Source organism: Mycobacterium sp. SM1 (assembly GCF_018361265.1).
Lineage (GTDB): Bacteria > Actinomycetota > Actinomycetes > Mycobacteriales > Mycobacteriaceae > Mycobacterium.
In genome coordinates this window covers 716,078-733,008 of sequence record NZ_JAFLNH010000002.1, presented here as the reverse complement: position 1 = coordinate 733,008, position 16,931 = coordinate 716,078, and the positions used below count along the sequence as shown (strand labels likewise).

The following is a 16,931-nucleotide window of genomic DNA, read 5'->3' as shown; positions in this document are numbered from 1 at the left end:
ACAACCCGTCAGGACCGAATCACGTAACTAGTTGAATGACGGCAAGCGACTCGGCCTGCGGCACATCAGTGTTCCGGTGGAAAAGTGTGTCGCCGTGTTCGATAATCCTATGCATACGTGACACCATTGTCAGCCGAAGTGGGTGTCTATGCCGCAACACAGAAAGCCATTGTTGCATGGCGAAAAGGAGTGGCGCCGCAGCCGACTTTGCTCAGAGACACATGGAATATGCAGCGCCACATAATCATCAGCGGTGATGACGCGCTGGCGAAGACAATAATCGAAGAACTGGACAGCGTCGGTGCGTGCGTGGTTAAGCTCACCTCGTCCGCTGACCTCGCCAAGGCCGGGATTGCCAACGCGAGTGCCGTCGTCTGCGTGGGGAACGATGACGCGGCAAATCTCGAAATCGCTTTGCTGGCAAGGAAAGCCAACCCGGACGTTCGGGTGGTGGCACGGCTGGCCAACGACGTGCTGCGCACCGCGGTGGCCGCAGACAACGGCCCCGGAGCGATCCTCGATGTCGCCGACCTCGCGGCGCCGGCGATCGTGGAGGCATGTCTGGCGCACACCGCGCACCCATTCAAGGCGGCCGGGGTCGAGTTCGTCATCTCCGGTGCCGAGGCGCCCCGGGATGCGACGCTGCGCCAGATCTATGGTGGCCTGGCACCGGTGGCTGTGATGGTCGTGTCCCTGCGGCGGTGTAAAAGGGTTCGGACGTAGGTTCCCTCCAAGACGGGAAGTCTGAGGAAAGGAGCCTACGTCCGTGTCGAAGAGGATATCGCCTGCGCAGCGGTTGCAGGCAGAGATTGATGGGGTGTTCGCCGGTGGTGAGGATTTGTCGCGTGCAGTCGAGCGGGTGGCCCAGTTGGGCGCGCAGCTACTGCTGCAGTGCGCGTTGGAGGCCGAGGTGAGCGCGTTTTTGGGCCGGGATCGCTACCAGCGGGCCGCTACCAGCGAGGATCCGCGGGCTGGGATGCGTAGCGGGTATTGCCCGACCACGGTCAAAACGACCGCCGGCCCGATCACGCTGCACCGGCCGAAGGTGCGCGGCACCACCGAGCGGTTCGCCAGCCAGTTGTTCGGCGCGGGGGTGACCAAGACCAACGCGCTGGAGTCGCTGGTGATCGCCGGGTTCGTGCGCGGGTTGTCGACCCGCGACGTGGAGGCCACCTTGGTCGAGGCGCTCGGCGAGGGCGCGGCGGTGTCGAAGTCGACGGTGTCGCGGGTCTGCGAGGACATCAAGACCCAGTTCGAGTCCTGGAGCCGTCGGCGCCTCGACGAGGTGGAGCTGGACTACCTGTTTTTGGACGGCAGCCATTTCACGTACCACGCCAACGCCTCGGCCGAGCCGGTGCTCGCGGCGTGGGGCATCGACACCGACGGCAAACCGGTGTTCGTCGGGCTGGAGGCCGCCTGCAGTGAGTCCGGGGATGCCTGGGAGGGGTTTTTGCGCGGGCTCGGCGAGCGCGGGCTGGCGTGCCCGCTGCTGGTGATCAGCGACGGCGCACCGGGGTTGATCGGAGCGGTGGAGCGCAGCATGGGTGCCGCGCTGCGCCAGCGGTGTCTGGTGCATCGCGCCAGAAACATCCTTGCCAAAGTGCCCAAAAACGCCCAAGCCGAGGTGAAGGCCGACTACTGGGCGATCTTCGATGTGCCCGAGAACATCGCGCCTGGCCGCGACGCGGTCACCTACGTGCACAACAGGATCGACGCGTTCGCCAAGCGTTGGCGCGACTCGTATCCGGCGGCGGTGCGGTGTCTGCTTGATGACCGTGACTCGCTGACGGTCTACCTGCGGTTCCCACGGGAGCATTGGGCCCGGGTGCGCCACTCCAATTTCATCGAGCGGACCTTCGGGGAGACCCGCCGCCGAGTCAAGGTCATCGGCCGACTGCCCGGCGAGCACTCCTGCCTGAAGCTGGTGTGGGCCGTACTCGACCGCGCCTCGGCCGGCTGGCGCGGGTTCACCATGACACCGGCCGGGCTACGGCTACTACAGGACCTGCGAAGGTCGTTGCATGACCCACCGACCAAACTGCCGCAACGAAATTCGGAAGTACGCGCCGAAACCGAAGCGGCGCCGGCCGATGCTGTCGGCGCCATCGCCTAAAATCACAATCGCAAGTGAGCGGAATCTATGCCCGAACTTTTACACCGCGATTGGGACGCCACCGCTGTGATCCGCGGCGAGAACTCCGCCACTCCCGGCGAGGTGGTGCCCTGTCCTGGACCAGATGAGTCGGTGCGCGCCGGCGACTGGACCGCCGTGATCGGCACCTCCGAAGAACTGGCCGAGCGTGGCATTACGGTCAAGCCACCTGCCGCGACACGCGTGCGGCGGCTGTGGCTGAGGCGCATGCTCGACGCCGCGCGCATCCTGCCCGACGAGCTCAACCCGGTGTTTTATCCCGTGATGGCCTCGGTGCTGATCCTGCTGATCGGCTCGACAATCCTGTTGCGCTTCGCCTACCGGCGCCCTCCGGGGATGACGTGGGTGGACGCGTTGTATTTCAGCACCGAGACGATCACCACGACCGGCTACGGCGACTACAGCTTCCTGCAGCAGCCCACCTGGCTGCGGCTGTACGCCGCGATGATGATGTTCGCCGGTGTGACCACCACCGCTTTGCTGGTCGCGTTCATCGCCGACCTTTTGCTCTCGCGCCGTTTCGTGCGGTCGGCCGGAAGCCGGCGCGCGCGTCACCTGCGCAACCACATCATCGTCGTCGGGCTGAGCCCGCTCGGCATGCGCGTCGTCACCGAGCTGACCACCGCCGGATACGACGTGGCGGTGATCGAGCGCGACGAGACCAACCGGTTCCTGGAGTCGGCGGCCGAGCTCGACGTGCCGGTGATCTTCGGGGACGCGACGCTGGACTCGACGCTGGAATTGGCCCGTGTGGACCGTGCCCGCGCGGTAGCGGTGCTGACCCGCGACGACATGATCAACATCGAGACCGGGATCGTGTTGCTCGAGATGCTGGTGCCCGGGGCGCTGCATAAGGTCGACCGCACCGACGTTCCGCTGGTGTTGCGCGTGTATGACCGCACCCTTGGCTTCGCGGTGGCGCAGCGGTTCGGCTTCGAAAATGTCCGCTCGACCGACGAGCTGGCCGCACCGTGGTTCATCGGCGCGGCGATGGGCCTGCAGGTGCTGGGGACGTTTTCGGTGGGGCAAAGCTCTTTTATGGTGGGCGCAATGCATGTGGCCGAGGGCAGCGAGCTCGACGGGCGGCCGATTCCCGGGTTGTCCACAAAAATCCGTGTCATCGCAATCACCCGGGGCTACAACGATGTCACGTTGCACCCCCGCCGCGGCACCCGGCTCAGCGCGGGTGACACGGTGTATCTGGTCGGCCCCTACCGCGAGCTGCTGGCGACGCTGCGCCAGGGACGGGCGTCCGAACCGGAGGCTGACAGCGGCGAGCGGCTGCCCGCGCCGGCGGCCGGGTGACCGCCAGGCCGGCAGCGACGTTGGCCGCGCCACGAACCCGGTGAGCTGATCGGAATCGGTTGCACCTCGTCGGTGCCGATCGCTTGGAACTTTCGCCGCACCGCCGCATGCGCAGCCAGTCCGGGCCATGCAATGGGCCGCAGGTCGCAGAGCGGGCCACCCGACAAACGGAGCTGAGTTGTCTCAGGTGCTTGACAATTCGCGACACCCACCGGAAATTGGCCGACGCGATCTGCGCAGGCGTTGCCGCCGAGGCGCCGCAAGCTGCCCAAAACCTGCCCGACTCGGGAACGCAGCGTTGGCGACCTACTCGACCGCCCCGCCGTTACTTACGAAATAGGCTTGCGCCATCATGGCTCGAGGCGAACTGTGTGCGAAAGCGGCCGATCTGGCGCCGCCCGTTTGCGGCCGGTGGCGTGCGGGCGTGGCGCCGGCATCGCACACGTTCATGCTCCCGGTTCAACGGACCCGGCCGGCGCGGGTGGGCACCGAGGCTGCGGGTAGGACGGCTGCCCACCGCCGCCTCTGGGGTTTCCCGGCCCAACATGCCGGGGTTGGAGCGCTGGGTTACATGGGGGCGCCGGAGGCGGATTGCCCTGCGAACCGTTCCCCGCTCCACCCGGGTCCGGTTGACAGTCTGGGCACGCCGGGGGCGGGTCCGACCGGGCGGCGTCGGCCAGCCCCGCCGCCAGTGCAGATGTGCTGGCGCCGATGGCGATTGCCGCCGCGGCGGCCAGGCGCTTGACGTCCATCTTCTGTTTGTTCCCTTCGAGACGTCGATCTTCGCCAGGCTGCCGCCAGTCGCCCGGTCAGCGCTGCGCGGACGCCGCAACGCCAAAGGCGGCTCCACGTCTTGCCTTTACGAATTGCCGCTAACTCTACGGGTGAGGCGCACGTCGCGCAGGGGATGCGCAGCGAAATACCCAGAATCGGAGCCCGTGCAGGCTCGAGGCGTCACCGTCACTGATGGTAGACGTGACGAGAACCGTTGCGAAGGATCGGTTCTCAGCTTGACGCTCAACACAGCGGTGTCTCCACGCCCGTTGCGCTGCGGAGCTTGCGCGAACCAACGACGATTGTCGCCGCCACCGCGCAGGCGTGCCTCTGCAGCATCGCCGTGCACGCCGGGTGGAGTTCCGGGCGGAGTTGTAGAGCCGCCTCAAACTGGTTTGGTCATAATCGACCGTAGTGCGGGTATGGGGGTAGGGAAATGCGTGTGTTGCTGTCGACGTACGACACGCGCGGGGGCGTCGAACCGCTGGTCGGACTCGCGGTGCAGCTAAGGGCACTCGGCGCAGAGGCCGTAGTGTGTGCGCCGCCGGATGAGGAGTTCGCAGAGCGCACGGCCGGTTTCGGCGTACCGCTGCTGCCATTCGGTGAGTCGCTGCGCGCCTTGGCGACCGCGGCGACGCCGTCGGCGGCCGACCTGCGCCGGCACGTGGATGAGGTGATCGCCGCGCAGTTCGACACGCTCGCCGCCGCGGCCGAGGGATGTGACGCGCTGGTGGCGACCGGGTTTGTGGCGACCGCGGCCGGGGCGCGGTCGGCGACCGAGAAACTGGGCATCCACTACGTATACGCGAGCTACCACCCGACTATCCTGCCGTCGCCGCACCACCCGCCGCCGGCGTACGCGGGCTCGTCCCCACCGGGCCGGATCGACAACCGGGCGCTGTGGGATCTGGACGCCCGGAACGCGAACGCGCTTTTCGGCCCGGCGCTCAACAGCCACCGGGCGTCGGTGGGGCTGCCGCCGGTGGACAACGTCCGCCGCCACGCCTTCAGCGACCATCCGTGGCTGGCGGCGGACCCGACCTTGGCCCCGTGGCGCGAGACGACCGACCTCGATGTCGTCCAAACCGGTGCCTGGCTGCTGCCGGACACACGCCCGCTCCCCGCCGAGTTGGTGGCGTTCCTGGACGCTGGCCCGCCACCGGTGTACGTGGGGTTCGGCAGCATGGGCGCCTCGCAGGACATCGTCAGGGTGGCAATCGAGGCGATCCGCGCGCAGGGCTGCCGCGCCCTGCTCTCCCGCGGCTGGGCCGGGCTGGCCCCGATCGACGACCGGGACGACTGCTTTGCCGTCGGCGAGGTCAACCAGCAGGCGCTGTTCGGCCGGGTCGCCGCCGTCGTGCACCACGGCGGCGCCGGCACAACAACGGCAGCCGCGCGCGCCGGGGCCCCGCAAGTGGTCATACCCCAGGCGGCGGACCAGCCCTACTGGGCCGCCCGGGTGGCCCACCTGCGCATCGGCACCGCATACGACGGCCGCACCGGCAGCATCGAGTCGCTGTCCGGCGCGCTCGAGACGACCCTGGCGCCCGAAACCCGCGCCCGAGCCAACCTCGTGGCCGGCAAGATCCGCACCGACGGGGCAGCCGTGGCCGCGACGCTGCTGCTCGACGCGATCAGCCGGGAAAAGCCACCGGCTTCGTCGTGAAGCTCGCGAGATGGTCGAGCCCAGGGTGCTGTCCGACGAATCCGAGCCGACAGGACAACCGCGCCGATGTGGACGATGATGGAGCGATGCGACTACGTGTAGTGCTGGCCAGCGTCGCCGCCATCAGCTGCCAGGCCGTCCCGGCGCAAGCCGACCCTAGCAGCACCGATGCGGCTCTTGATGCGAGCTTTTTGAACCAGCTCAACCAGGCGGGCATCACCTATAGCAGTGGGCCTGCGGCCGTCGCGGCCGCCAGAACGGCGTGCGACATGATGGACTCGGGTCAGAAGGAGATCGACGTCATCAAACAGGTAATGAATCTCAATCCGGGATTCGGCCTGGCCGGCTCCACCAGGTTCACGGCGATCGCTTCGAGCGTTTACTGCCCCGAGTACCTGGGGAAGTCCAGCGCTAAGACCACCACCCCGTTATTTCCCGCCCTCCCTGGCGCGGGTTGAGAAAACCTTAACGGGCCAGCCGTTCGGACAGCCGATCTCACCATGGTGGAAAGTTGAGCACCGCGAAGCGGGAAAGCGCATCTTTCACCGTTTCTCCGATACCACCGCGCCCACCGGTTTGGATCGCCGGTGGCAGGCAAGGTGATGCGCCGCAAGCCAGCACAGGCCCCAGCGGGGCGGCCAATGACCAATGAAGACGCTGGGCTAGAGACCCACATCAGAGAGTTCCTGAGGGCCCTTAACGAACGTCCGGACCAGCTGATCCGGAAGCACCTAGCAGAAATCGAAAAACCGGATCCGCGGGACATGGAAGACGTTGAGCGCTACATCAATGACCTCAAAAGGATTTACGGGCAGGGCTTGGAGGACATGTACGAGCGGATCGGCTCACATGGTCGTGCCATATGTGAGTTGACAGATGAAACCGAAATAACCGAACGGGTCGAGAAGATGATGACGTTGGTAGCGGCAGACGCCGAGCACGTCCCGAAAATACTGGCGAGCCTTGAAGACGCCGCGAGCGAGCCGAATCTCCTGACTACAGTGAGGCTGTTCCAGACGCTGCTGACCGCCGGTGCTCACGGGCAGGCGCGTCAGGGTCAGCTCGACGCGTTGATGCTTGACTTCACGACATATTGCCTGACGCGCTTCCCGCCCGCCGAATGACATTGATCGCCGGACTCGTCCTCATGCTGGCGATGGCACGTTGATAGCGAAGAATGATTCGCCTCGCTGGTGGTCTGGCTAAGTTGGAGGTGGGCGTGCGTGAGGATCATGAGAACGCGCGTTCTCGCCCGAAAACACCCGGATGTCCGAATCGGCGGGCGCCGATGCGTTACCTGGGTCCGCGAGGACGGCCGCCGCCACCCACGCGACAGTGTTACCGCCATAATGAGGAAGCGTGCCACCACTATGCGCGGAGAGGGCCGCCGGTGAAGGAGGCAGCGTGCATTCACCTCCGTTACACCACAAGGAGAGTCCGGTCTTCGCAGCAGACCGCGGCGCCTATTGGCGCCAGCTGCGCGAACTGGGCCCGGTGGCGAAAATCAGCGTGGGCAAGCCGATGCTGCGCGGCTACTACCTCACCGGGCGGGACGACGTGTTCGCGGCCTTGCACGACCCGGACACGTTCGCGTCGCCGCCGAAAACCTTCAAGCTCACCTCGTTCGGCGTTCCGCTCCCGCAGGTGCCCCTTTCTTGCGGGACACGGGCGGAGCATGCCCGTTTCGCCCGTGTCTTACATCCGCTCTTCAGCCCCAGAGGGTTGGCCCCCTACGCTCGGGCCTTGCGTGTCCGGGCCGAAACGCTGATCGACACGGTCGCTGCCAAGGGGCGGTGTGAGGCAGTCAACGTCGCCGACACCTACGCCTGCCAAGCGCTGCTCACGGTGTGCGGGATGCCGGCAGACGATGCCACGGCGACCCGGGTGATCCGGGCCGCTGTAATCGGCGACTCCACCGGGGCGGCCGAACTTGAACTCTTCAAGTTCCTGAATTCCACGCTGGGCGCCGAGATGGGAAACCCCCGGCGGCCGCCCGGCATTCTCTGGCCGCTGCTAGACGGACTCGACGACAATAATTTTCCGCTCAGCAGGGTCGAGGTGATTTCGGTCATCCTGTTGGTGTTTTCGGTCGCCGGCGTTGAAATGGTTGCCGCGGAAATTTGCTTCATGCTTTTACATCTCGCGCGCGATCCGCAACTGCAGGCTCGGCTGCGCGCAGACCCGGCCCAGATCCCGGCGTTCATCGAGGAAATGCTGCGGTTGCAGTCGCCAGGGCCGGCCATTCCGCGCATCACCACGAGAGAAGTCGATATCGGCGGCGTCACAATCCCGGCGCACAGTGTGGTGTGGCTGGGCCTGGAAGCCGCGGGCCGAGAGAACGGCGGCGACGCGATATCAACGACCGGCAGCGGAGAGCTTCGGGGACAGCGCCACTGGGCGTTCGGCGGTGGCATGCACAGATGCCTGGGCATGCACCTGGCTCGACTTGAAATGGGCGCGTTCATGACCGAGTGGTTGAGCCGCATTCCCCAATTCGACCTCGAGCCAGGCTCTTCGCCCACCACTGTGCACCAACCGACCGGCGTGACCCACCTGGACAGCCTGATGCTGCGCTGGGAGGCCCGGTAAGCCCGCCGTCGTGCCCGTCATCTCACGGCGTTCGTCCGGCCCGTGTCTCCCGGGCGCACGGCCCCGTCGTGGCGGCGGTGAGGCGGGCATGCCGCGGCCAAAGCGCGCCCACCCGCCGATCTCTCCGGCGCCGCGCACGTGATGTCAGGCCGCGGCGAGGCAGAACACCTCGTCGAGGCTGGCGGTGCGCAGCCCGGCGGCGGCCGCCCGCCGCCCCAGTGCCGCCATCGGATCCGCGTCAGTGCCCCGCACACCGCCGGCCCGATCTAGGCGTGCGGTATCGAACATCGCCGGGCCGCTGGCCACCGTATCGGTGAGCAGATAGCGGCCGGCATGGGGTGCGCGGCGCACCCCCTCCCCGGCGACGCAGGCGCCGGGGAGCTCGGCCGCGTCGGCGAAGTTGATCGCCACCTGGAACACCTGCGGTTCGGCCTCGAGGATCGCGGTTAGGCGGGTGATGAAATTCTCAGGGACAAAAAACCGCCAGCCCCGGCTCAGATGCAACCAGAACCGTCCATAGATCTGAGTGCGAATGTGCGCGAGTTGGGCGGCGGGCGCGCCGGTGGGGCCGGGATGGGCGAATTCGAGGAACCCGTAACGCTTTTGCAGCACGGCGCGGTCCTGGGCCGACAGACCGGCGTCGACCAGCAGGAAGCGCCCGACCCGCGACACATCGGTGCAGCAGTTCAGAAACGAGTTCAGCGTTTGCTCGGTGCCGCTGCGATCCCGCCCGGCGACCAGGCTGACGAGCACGTCACCTTGACCGGTGAGCAACCGCTGCACCAGCTTACGGGGATACGCCGACGCCGCATCGATCATCTTCGGCACACACATGTCGCGGATGCTCGCGATCCTTTGGCGATCACCGTCGGGGATATCGGGTCGAGCCAGCAGCCGCTGGCACAGCGCGAACGCCTCGGCATGATCACCGATCCCGGCCGCGCACATCGCCCGCTCGGCGCTGGCGCGCCACGCGTAGATGTCCTCCCGGACAAACAGTAAGTCCTTTTCGGGCAACGGGATCTCGGTGGCGAGCCGGGCGAACTGGTAGCCGAGTCGGAAACGCTGCTGTGCGCGGTACCAGCGGGCGATCGCATACAACGGCTCGGCGCGGGCCGGCCGGAACTCCCAAGCCCTCAGCAAAGCGTCTTGGACATTCGCCCACGGCTCACCGAGCCGCTCCATCAAGTGCGCGACTTCGAGCATCGCGATGTAGACTTCCTCGTCCCAGCCACCCATCTCAGCCCGTCGCGCATACCATTTGCGCGCGTTGACGAAATCCCCCAGCACGAAGTAGGCCTGGGCTAGACGCAAGACCGACTCTCCGTTTCCAGGATCGCGTTCGACCTCGGCCAGCCGCAGATCGCGGATATGCAGTCGCGGATCCCCGTCCGGGACGCCCAGACGCACATCGCCGGGGCGCAGAATGCTTGCTTCGGCCGCCTGCACCTGGGCCGCTGTCACCTCAAGGCCCAGCTGCTCCGCGAGCTCGCGGATCACCACGGCGGGCGCGGCGCGAAGCGCCTCGAAGTCGGCCCTGACAACCGCGGTATCGGCTAACGCGCGGTCACGCGCCGAGATCAGACGGGTCGTCACCGCGACGCGTTCCGGCTCGCTCCCGAACCATCCGTGCCTGTTCAGCGACGCCACTACGTTCGCTAACGGCCGGTCCACGACGAGCGGCACCACCGGGCCCCAGGCATCACGGATGAAATCAAGTCCAAGACACAGCAGCGGATGCTTCACGCCGGGCCGGCACCCCGCGACGTGGGCAGCACGGCGATGCTCGTCGGCCCAACTGCGAAGTTTCGCTTTAAAAGAGCCGGCGTCCATTCGGAATTGCCCGGTGTGCTGGTTAAAAGCCCTGCGGAGCAAATGGCTGAGGCGCAATTCCTCCCAGGTTTCGTGCGTTGTGAAAGGAGTGAAGTCGAATTCACTGCCCATAAACACACCGATGTTGCGCAGCACGCCAGCGACCGCCGACGTGCCGCCCCGCCACGGGCCCAGCACAACAATAATCGGCTCAACCAATAGCATGGCCTCTCACACAGTTCCGGCTGGCCAAAAACGATACCTGGGTTAGCCCGCCGCCTCTCGGCGACGAACCCGGAGCCCGCTACCCGGCGCACCGGGGCCTACCGGGGCAAGGACTCCCGCCCGCTGGCCCAGCCCCGCTTGCGGGGCGCAATATGGCGGCCAACTGACAAGCGGCATGCGGTTTTGCCTGGAAGCTTTCGTTACCCGCGTCTTGGCCCGTGCCCCCAGTCGGACTCGAACCGACACTTGACGGATTTTAAGTCCGCTGCCTCTGCCGATTGGGCTATGGGGGCCCGGCGGCGAATGTAGCGCGCCGAACCCCTTCCGGGACACCCCCGTACCCCCCAGATATCGGCTCGCGCCCAAACGGGCGCCAGCGCGGCACGTCAGGTAAGGTGCGCGCGCCGCCACGCCTCGTTTTCGTTTTACCGCCCAGGGTTACGTAACCGTCCTATGTAGTTCGACAGGAGTTTGTTAAAAGTGCCCGCGTCGGCGTTAAAAACCCGTAAACGGCTGTCACCCTCGGCCGTTTGACCCCGGATTGTGGACGGGGCAGTCACTAGCCTTACGCCGATCACATCAAGCAGGGGCCCACACGCCAACGCATAGGGGCGGTCTGGCGTGTTGGGGTCGGCATGGTTCACCCACGAGGAGCTATAGATGCTAACAGTGCCTGAAGAGTTGGCCGCCGCGGCGGCGCAGCTGGGGGCGATCGTCAGTTCACTGAGCGCGCAGAACAGCGGTGCCGCGCCGGCGATCACCGCCGTCGCTCCGGCAGCCGCCGACCCGGTATCGATGCAGCAGGCGGCGATCTTCTCGGCGTACGGCGCTCAATACGAGCAGATCGCCGCGCAAGCTCAGGCCATTCAAGAGCAGTACGCGAACACGCTGGCGCAAAGCTCCAACACCTATGCGTCCACCGAGGCCGCCAACGCGAGCAAGGCCGCTTCCGACCCGTCGGGCTTGACCAGCCTCTACAACTTCCTCAACACCGGCATCCTGTCGCAAGGCGTCACCACGATACCGATGGATGAGATGGGGAACTGGGCCTCAGCCTACTCGGACGTCATCGGGATGGGCGGCGGTGGCTTGCTTTCCGCCATATCGGCTCCGGCTGAGGCCGGCGAAGACCTTGCCGGGCTTGCCGGCGCAACCGAGCTCGCGGGCACGACGGCGCCGGCGGTCGGCCCTGGCCTGGCCGGCATCGGGGCGATGCCGGTGACCGCGGGCCTGGGGCAGGCGACCTTGGTCGGCAAGTTGTCGGTGCCGCCGAGTTGGGCCGGAACCGCCGCCACAGTGTCCGGCACCACCCCGATGGGGCTGCAGACCGCGGACTGGACCGTCGCGGCGCCGCAAGCCGGGCCGGGAACGATCGTGCCCGGCATGCCCGGAATGGCCTCGGCCACGCGCGGCTCGGCCGGCTTCGGCACGCCGCGCTACGGCGTCAAGCCCGTCGTCATGCCCAAACCGGCGACCGTCTAGAGGGGCGGCCCCGGCACGCTCACGCGTACTTGAAAGCAGCGAAATCCGGACAAACAAAAGGGACGGCATACAGAAATGGTTTTCGATTGGGCAGCCATACCCCCCGAGATCACCTCGACGCTCATGTACACCGGTGCGGGCGCGGGACCGCTCATGGCCGCCGCGACGGCGTACCACAACCTGGCCGCCGAGCTGAGCAGCGCGGCGGCTCAGTGGCAGTCGATCCTGGCGACGCTGACCACCGAGCAGTGGACGGGCGCCGGGTCGACGGCGGCGGCGGCCGCGGGCGAGTCTATCGTGTCCTGGCAAACCACCACGGCGGCGGCGCTGGAGCAGGCGGGCGCCCAGGCCACCGCCTCGGCGGCCGCTTATGAGGCGGCGTTCGCGGCGATCGTGCCGCCGCCGCTGATCGCCGAAAACAGGGCTCGGCTGGCAGCGCTGGTCGCGACGAACGTCCTGGGCGTCAACACGCCGGCGATCATGGCCACCGAGGCCCAGTACGCCGAGATGTGGGTGCAAGACGCCACCACCATGTACACCTACCAGGCCGCCTCGACGGCCGCCGGGATCCTGCAGCCGCTATCGCCGGAGACGCCGGCCACCAACCCGGCCGCCGGGGCCCTGCAAAACGCCGCCACCACCCAGGCAGCGACGTCCCCAGCCACCCAGCAGTTAAGTTCCGGTCTGACTAACGCGTCGACCGCGGCGACGGCGGCTGCCAGCGACCCCCCCAGCGGCCCGACGCTCATTGATTGGTCAAATGTCCCGGTCGTCCAAAACGCCATTTACAACGTCGGTGTCACCGCGGCCTGGAATGTCGCCATGATGACAGCGACCTTTCCGGTCCTTGGGCACTTCGTTGCCAACGCTCCGCTCGGCTTCACCGTCGGTGATGTCACCCCCCTCGGCGCGGGCTTGGGTTTGGGCGGTGCAACACTTGCGGGGTCAGCCCAGTCGGGCTTCGGCGGTGCGGTGACGGCAGGTCTGGGCGAGGCGTCCTCGGTCGGCGGTCTCTCGGTGCCGGCCAGCTGGTCTGCGGCGACCCCGGCGACGCTGGCGTCGTCGACCGCCCCGCTGGAGGGCTCGGGGTGGACCGCCGCCACCGCCGCCGAGGAAGCCGGTCCGGTTACGGCGATGCCCGGGATGCCGGGGATGGCGGCGGCCGCCAAGGGCGCCGGCGCCGGATTCGGCGGTCCGCGCTACGGGTTCAAGCCCACCGTGATGCCCAAACCGATGGGTGTCGGATGACGAGACGAAGGGGGAACATTGCGACGCGGTTGAAACCAGCCGGTTAACGGCACGCCCGATGGTGGTTTACACGGCAACGGTGCCTTCATTAGAGTCATTATTCCGAGTTAAGGAGAGACAAAAATGCCGACGCGTTTTATGACCGATCCGCATCAGATGCGGGCGATGGCGGGCCGTTTTGATGTGCACGCCCAGACGGTGGAGGACGAGGCCCGCAGGATGTGGGCGTCTAGCCAAAACATCGCCGGGGCGGGCTGGAGCGGGGCCGCGCAGGCCACCTCCTATGACACCATGGCCCAGATGCATCAGGCGTTTCGCAACATCGTGAACATGTTGCACGGGGTGCGTGACGGGCTGATCCGTGACGCCAACAACTATGAGGCCCAAGAGCAGGCCTCCCAGCACCTGCTGAGCAGCTAGCGGAGCCAAGACCTCTACACGACTTTCAGGAGAACACCATGACGATTAACTACCAGTTCGGGGATGTGGACGCCCACGGGGCCACGATTCGCGCCCAGGCGATGGCGCTGGAGGCCGAGCATCAGGCCATTGTTCGTGATGTGCTGGCCGCCGGGGACTTTTGGGGTGGCGCCGGATCTACAGCGTGCCAGCAGTTCATCACCGAGTTGGGCCGCAACTTTCAGGTGATCTACGAGCAGGCCAACGCCCATGGCGCCAAGGTGCAAACCGCCGGCGCCAACATGGCCGACACCGACGCCGCCGTCGGCTCCAGCTGGGCCTGACCCCGATTCCCCCGCTCCTCGCCGGGCCCAACCCTCAGACAGGGCCGCACACCACCGCGGTGTGCGGCCCTGTCGCATACCCACGACTGCCCTCTCGGGACGACACCCGAACGCCGGACCGCCGACACTGCTCGGGGATTGACCCCAGGCGATCCGGCCAGAGAACGCGGCGTCGCACCCCCACTCAAAGGCATCCGAGTCGGACACCGCGCGCCAGCCGCATGCTGTTGAAAGCGCCTGCTTAAAAACGGGTTTGACGAATAGGTGCGATCGGCTGCTCAGCGTCGGATACAAACCGGGCACCCCGGCCTTCCCTAAGACCCGCAACGAATCCATCCTAAGACCCGCAACGAATCAGCCTTGGTGGTCGGCTCGATGAGCCACGCCAACACCAGGTGGCGAAAACCGCGTCGCCTCCAGCGGCGCTGTGGAACCCCGAGCGCCTCATAGTCCCCGGCGCAGCGCATCCCACAGCCGAGCGGACCGCGAAGATGTGATCGGCACCGGCCCGCGTCGGGTGCCCACATCCAAGTCCACCACTAATTAAATTCTCAAGACACACACGGAACCACGCCTAGTGCACCAATCCGCACGGCCACCAGAAAAACCGACCGATCGCAGCCTTACAGCGTCACGGAAACCATCACGGTGATAAAAGTCAGGCGTGAGCCCAATAGTCGACCCCTCGTGGGCTGGCGAACGTCCGTAAGGAGGATCGATGTCTTTTGTGACCACATTGCCCGAGGCGTTGACGTGCGCGGCGGCGCGGCTGCAAAGCCTCGGCTCCGCAATGGCCGTCGAAAACGCTGCCGCGGCAGCCCCGACCACCGGCGTAATTCCCGCAGCAGCGGATCCGGTGTCGGTGCTGCAGGCGCTTCAATTCGCAGCGTACGGCACCTGGTATCAGCACGTCAGCGCCCACGCCCAGGCGATCCAGGAGATGTTCGTGAACGCCTTGCGCACCAGCGCCGGCTCCTACGCCGATACCGAGGCCGCCAACACGGCCGCGACCGGTTCGCCTGTGGCGGGGTTCTCGGGACCCCTCGGCGGGTTGACCAGCTCCTCAACGTCCTCGGACCCCGGACTCATCAGCAACGTTGCCAATCTCCTGAACATTCAAGCCGGAAACTGGGGCTCCGCCGCCTCGGACTTGATCGGGATGTCCGGCGGCGGCCTTTTGACAGCTATCCCTGCCGAGACCGCCGAGGGCGCCGGTGCCGACATCGGCTTGGCGGCCAGTTTGGACGGATCGACCCTGGCCAACACGGTGGCGCCGGCCGGCTCGGGTCTCGGCGGCGCGCCGGTGCTGGCCGGTCGGGGTCAGGCGTCCTCGGTCGGCGGGCTGTCGGTGCCCCCCAGCTGGGCCGGGGAAGCCGTACCAGCGGCGAGCGCTGCCCCTGCGATGGTGACAGGCGCGGGCTGGACCGCCGCCGCCCCGGTGGGCGCGCCGGCGGCAACCGTGCCGGCCGGGATGCCGGCGGTGGCCACGGTTAGCAAAGCCACCGGCTTGGGGGCGCCGCGCTACGGCGTGAAGCCCACCGTGATGCCCAAACCCGAGGTCGTCTAGGGACCACGGTCGCGACCGGTTTACCGCAGGTTTAAAGCAACAAGATTCGTTACCAGGAATGGGATACAGCAATGTTTGATTTCGGAGCGCTTCCCCCGGAGATCAACTCCGGGCTCATGTACGCCGGCCCGGGGTCGGGGCCGATGATGGCCGCAGCGGCGGCCTGGCACAGCCTGGCCGCCGAGCTGGGCACCGCGGCGGCTGCCTATCAGTCTGTGATCTCGGAGCTGACCGGGCAGTGGCTGGGTCCGTCCTCGGTGTCGATGGCCGCCGCGGCCGAACCCTATATCGCGTGGATGCGCTACACCGCTGAGGCCGCTCAGCACGCCGCCGCTCAGGCCACGGCGTCCGCGGCCGCCTATGAGACGGCCTTTGCGATGACGGTGCCCCCACCGGTGATCGCGGCCAACCGCGCCCAACTGGCCGCACTAGTGGCCACCAACTTCCTGGGGCAAAACACCCCAGCGATCATGGCCACCGAGGCTCACTACGCCGAGATGTGGGCCCAAGACGCCACCGCGATGTACGGCTACGCCGCCTCCTCGGCGGCCGCCGCAACATTGCGCCCGTTGACCTCCCCGTTGCCGACCACCAATCCAGCCGGACCGGCCCTCCAAGCCGGTGCGCTCACCCATGCCGCCGCCTCGAAGACCGCCGCACAGGCCGAGCTGCCACAGCTGGTCTCGACCTTGCCCAGCGCAGTGGGAGGGCTCGCTAACCCGCTGAGTGCGGCGACCGGATCGTCGGATCCGGGAATCTTGAGCTCGATCAACAGCGTCCTCAGCAACACGTTCGTGACGAATACCATCAACTCGGTGGATGTCACCGCGGCGTGGAATGTCATGATGCTCCTCACGTCGATGCCGTTGCTGGGACACTTCCTCGCCAACGCCCCGGCAGGTGTCACCCTCGGTGACGTCACCCCCCTGGGCGCCGGCTTGGGTGGTGGAACGGTGCTGGCAAGTGCGGTTGGGCCGGGCACAGGTGAGGCACCGGTGCTAGCGGGTGTGGGCCAGGCATCCTCGGTCGGCGCGTTGTCGGTGCCGGCCGGCTGGTCGGCGGCCACCCCGGCATCGAGCGCCGAGCCGCTAACGGGTGTGGGCTGGGCGGCCGCCCCGGAAGGCGAGCCGGCGGCAACACTGCCGGCCGGCATCCCGGCGGTGGCCACAGCCACGCGGGGAGCCGCCGGATTCGGCGCTCCGCGCTACGGGGTCAAACCGACCGTGATGCCCCGCCCGGTGGGCGTGGGCTGACGGGAAGAAAGCCCGAACATGTCACGTATTCGAAACTAGCCGTTTAACGGCAAACCCTACGCTACCCCAACGGCTACATTGCCTCCCGGCACAGTCGATGATCTCGAGTTAAGGA

At 67.0% G+C, this 16,931-nt stretch carries 12 protein-coding genes, 1 tRNA gene and 2 pseudogenes; 13 read left to right on the top strand and 2 right to left on the bottom strand.

Features of this window, described 5'->3' with window-relative positions; all coding sequences use genetic code 11:
• Positions 1 to 228 precede the first annotated feature (228 nt).
• From MSM1_RS13020 to MSM1_RS22725, 7 genes and pseudogenes are all read left to right on the top strand, one after another.
• Positions 229 to 684, top strand: a pseudogene (locus MSM1_RS13020) (NAD-binding protein); the annotation flags it as partial.
• An 82-nt stretch (positions 685 to 766) separates the two neighbouring features.
• Positions 767 to 2,113: an IS256 family transposase gene (locus MSM1_RS13015; RefSeq protein WP_213442718.1), complete on the top strand. Its 1,347-nt coding sequence runs from the start codon at positions 767 to 769 to the stop codon at positions 2,111 to 2,113.
• Between the two features lie 39 nt (positions 2,114 to 2,152).
• Positions 2,153 to 3,457 (top strand): annotated as a pseudogene (locus tag MSM1_RS13010) (TrkA family potassium uptake protein); the annotation flags it as partial.
• A 1,210-nt stretch (positions 3,458 to 4,667) separates the two neighbouring features.
• Positions 4,668 to 5,897 (top strand): glycosyltransferase, encoded by a 1,230-nt coding sequence (locus MSM1_RS13005; protein WP_213442716.1) that lies wholly within the window; start codon positions 4,668 to 4,670, stop codon positions 5,895 to 5,897.
• An 86-nt stretch (positions 5,898 to 5,983) separates the two neighbouring features.
• On the top strand, positions 5,984 to 6,355 hold the full coding sequence (locus MSM1_RS13000; protein ID WP_213442715.1) for a DUF732 domain-containing protein: 372 nt from the start codon (positions 5,984 to 5,986) through the stop codon (positions 6,353 to 6,355).
• Between the two features lie 129 nt (positions 6,356 to 6,484).
• Positions 6,485 to 7,021, top strand: a complete 537-nt coding sequence (locus tag MSM1_RS12995; RefSeq protein ID WP_213442714.1) for a hypothetical protein — start codon at positions 6,485 to 6,487, stop codon at positions 7,019 to 7,021.
• A gap of 280 nt (positions 7,022 to 7,301) precedes the next feature.
• Complete coding sequence (locus tag MSM1_RS22725) at positions 7,302 to 8,486, top strand: cytochrome P450 (protein ID WP_213442712.1); 1,185 nt, start codon at positions 7,302 to 7,304, stop codon at positions 8,484 to 8,486.
• A 144-nt stretch (positions 8,487 to 8,630) separates the two neighbouring features.
• Here MSM1_RS22725 and MSM1_RS12985 read toward each other — a convergent pair whose 3' ends face one another.
• Positions 8,631 to 10,523 (bottom strand): hypothetical protein, encoded by a 1,893-nt coding sequence (locus MSM1_RS12985; protein ID WP_213442710.1) that lies wholly within the window; start codon positions 10,521 to 10,523, stop codon positions 8,631 to 8,633.
• A gap of 219 nt (positions 10,524 to 10,742) precedes the next feature.
• Positions 10,743 to 10,816 (bottom strand) — tRNA-Leu (locus MSM1_RS12980).
• Positions 10,817 to 11,183: 367 nt separating this feature from the next.
• On the opposite strand from MSM1_RS12980, the gene MSM1_RS12975 reads away from it, so the two are divergent.
• The 6 genes from MSM1_RS12975 (at position 11,184) to MSM1_RS12950 (ending at position 16,816) form a co-directional block, all read left to right on the top strand.
• On the top strand, positions 11,184 to 12,005 hold the full coding sequence (locus MSM1_RS12975; protein WP_213442708.1) for a PE/PPE C-terminal domain-containing protein: 822 nt from the start codon (positions 11,184 to 11,186) through the stop codon (positions 12,003 to 12,005).
• Between the two features lie 75 nt (positions 12,006 to 12,080).
• Positions 12,081 to 13,253, top strand: a complete 1,173-nt coding sequence (locus tag MSM1_RS12970) for a PPE family protein (RefSeq protein WP_213442706.1) — start codon at positions 12,081 to 12,083, stop codon at positions 13,251 to 13,253.
• Between the two features lie 123 nt (positions 13,254 to 13,376).
• Positions 13,377 to 13,673, top strand: a complete 297-nt coding sequence (locus tag MSM1_RS12965; RefSeq protein WP_213440206.1) for a WXG100 family type VII secretion target — start codon at positions 13,377 to 13,379, stop codon at positions 13,671 to 13,673.
• 38 nt (positions 13,674 to 13,711) lie between these two features.
• Positions 13,712 to 13,996: a WXG100 family type VII secretion target gene (locus MSM1_RS12960; protein WP_213442700.1), complete on the top strand. Its 285-nt coding sequence runs from the start codon at positions 13,712 to 13,714 to the stop codon at positions 13,994 to 13,996.
• A 718-nt stretch (positions 13,997 to 14,714) separates the two neighbouring features.
• Positions 14,715 to 15,563 carry a PE domain-containing protein gene (locus MSM1_RS12955; protein WP_213442704.1) on the top strand — a complete coding sequence of 283 codons (849 nt, stop codon included), beginning with the start codon at positions 14,715 to 14,717 and terminating at the stop codon, positions 15,561 to 15,563.
• 71 nt (positions 15,564 to 15,634) lie between these two features.
• Entirely contained in the window at positions 15,635 to 16,816 is a 1,182-nt protein-coding gene (locus tag MSM1_RS12950; RefSeq protein WP_213442702.1) for a PPE family protein, read from the top strand.
• Positions 16,817 to 16,931 lie beyond the last annotated feature (115 nt).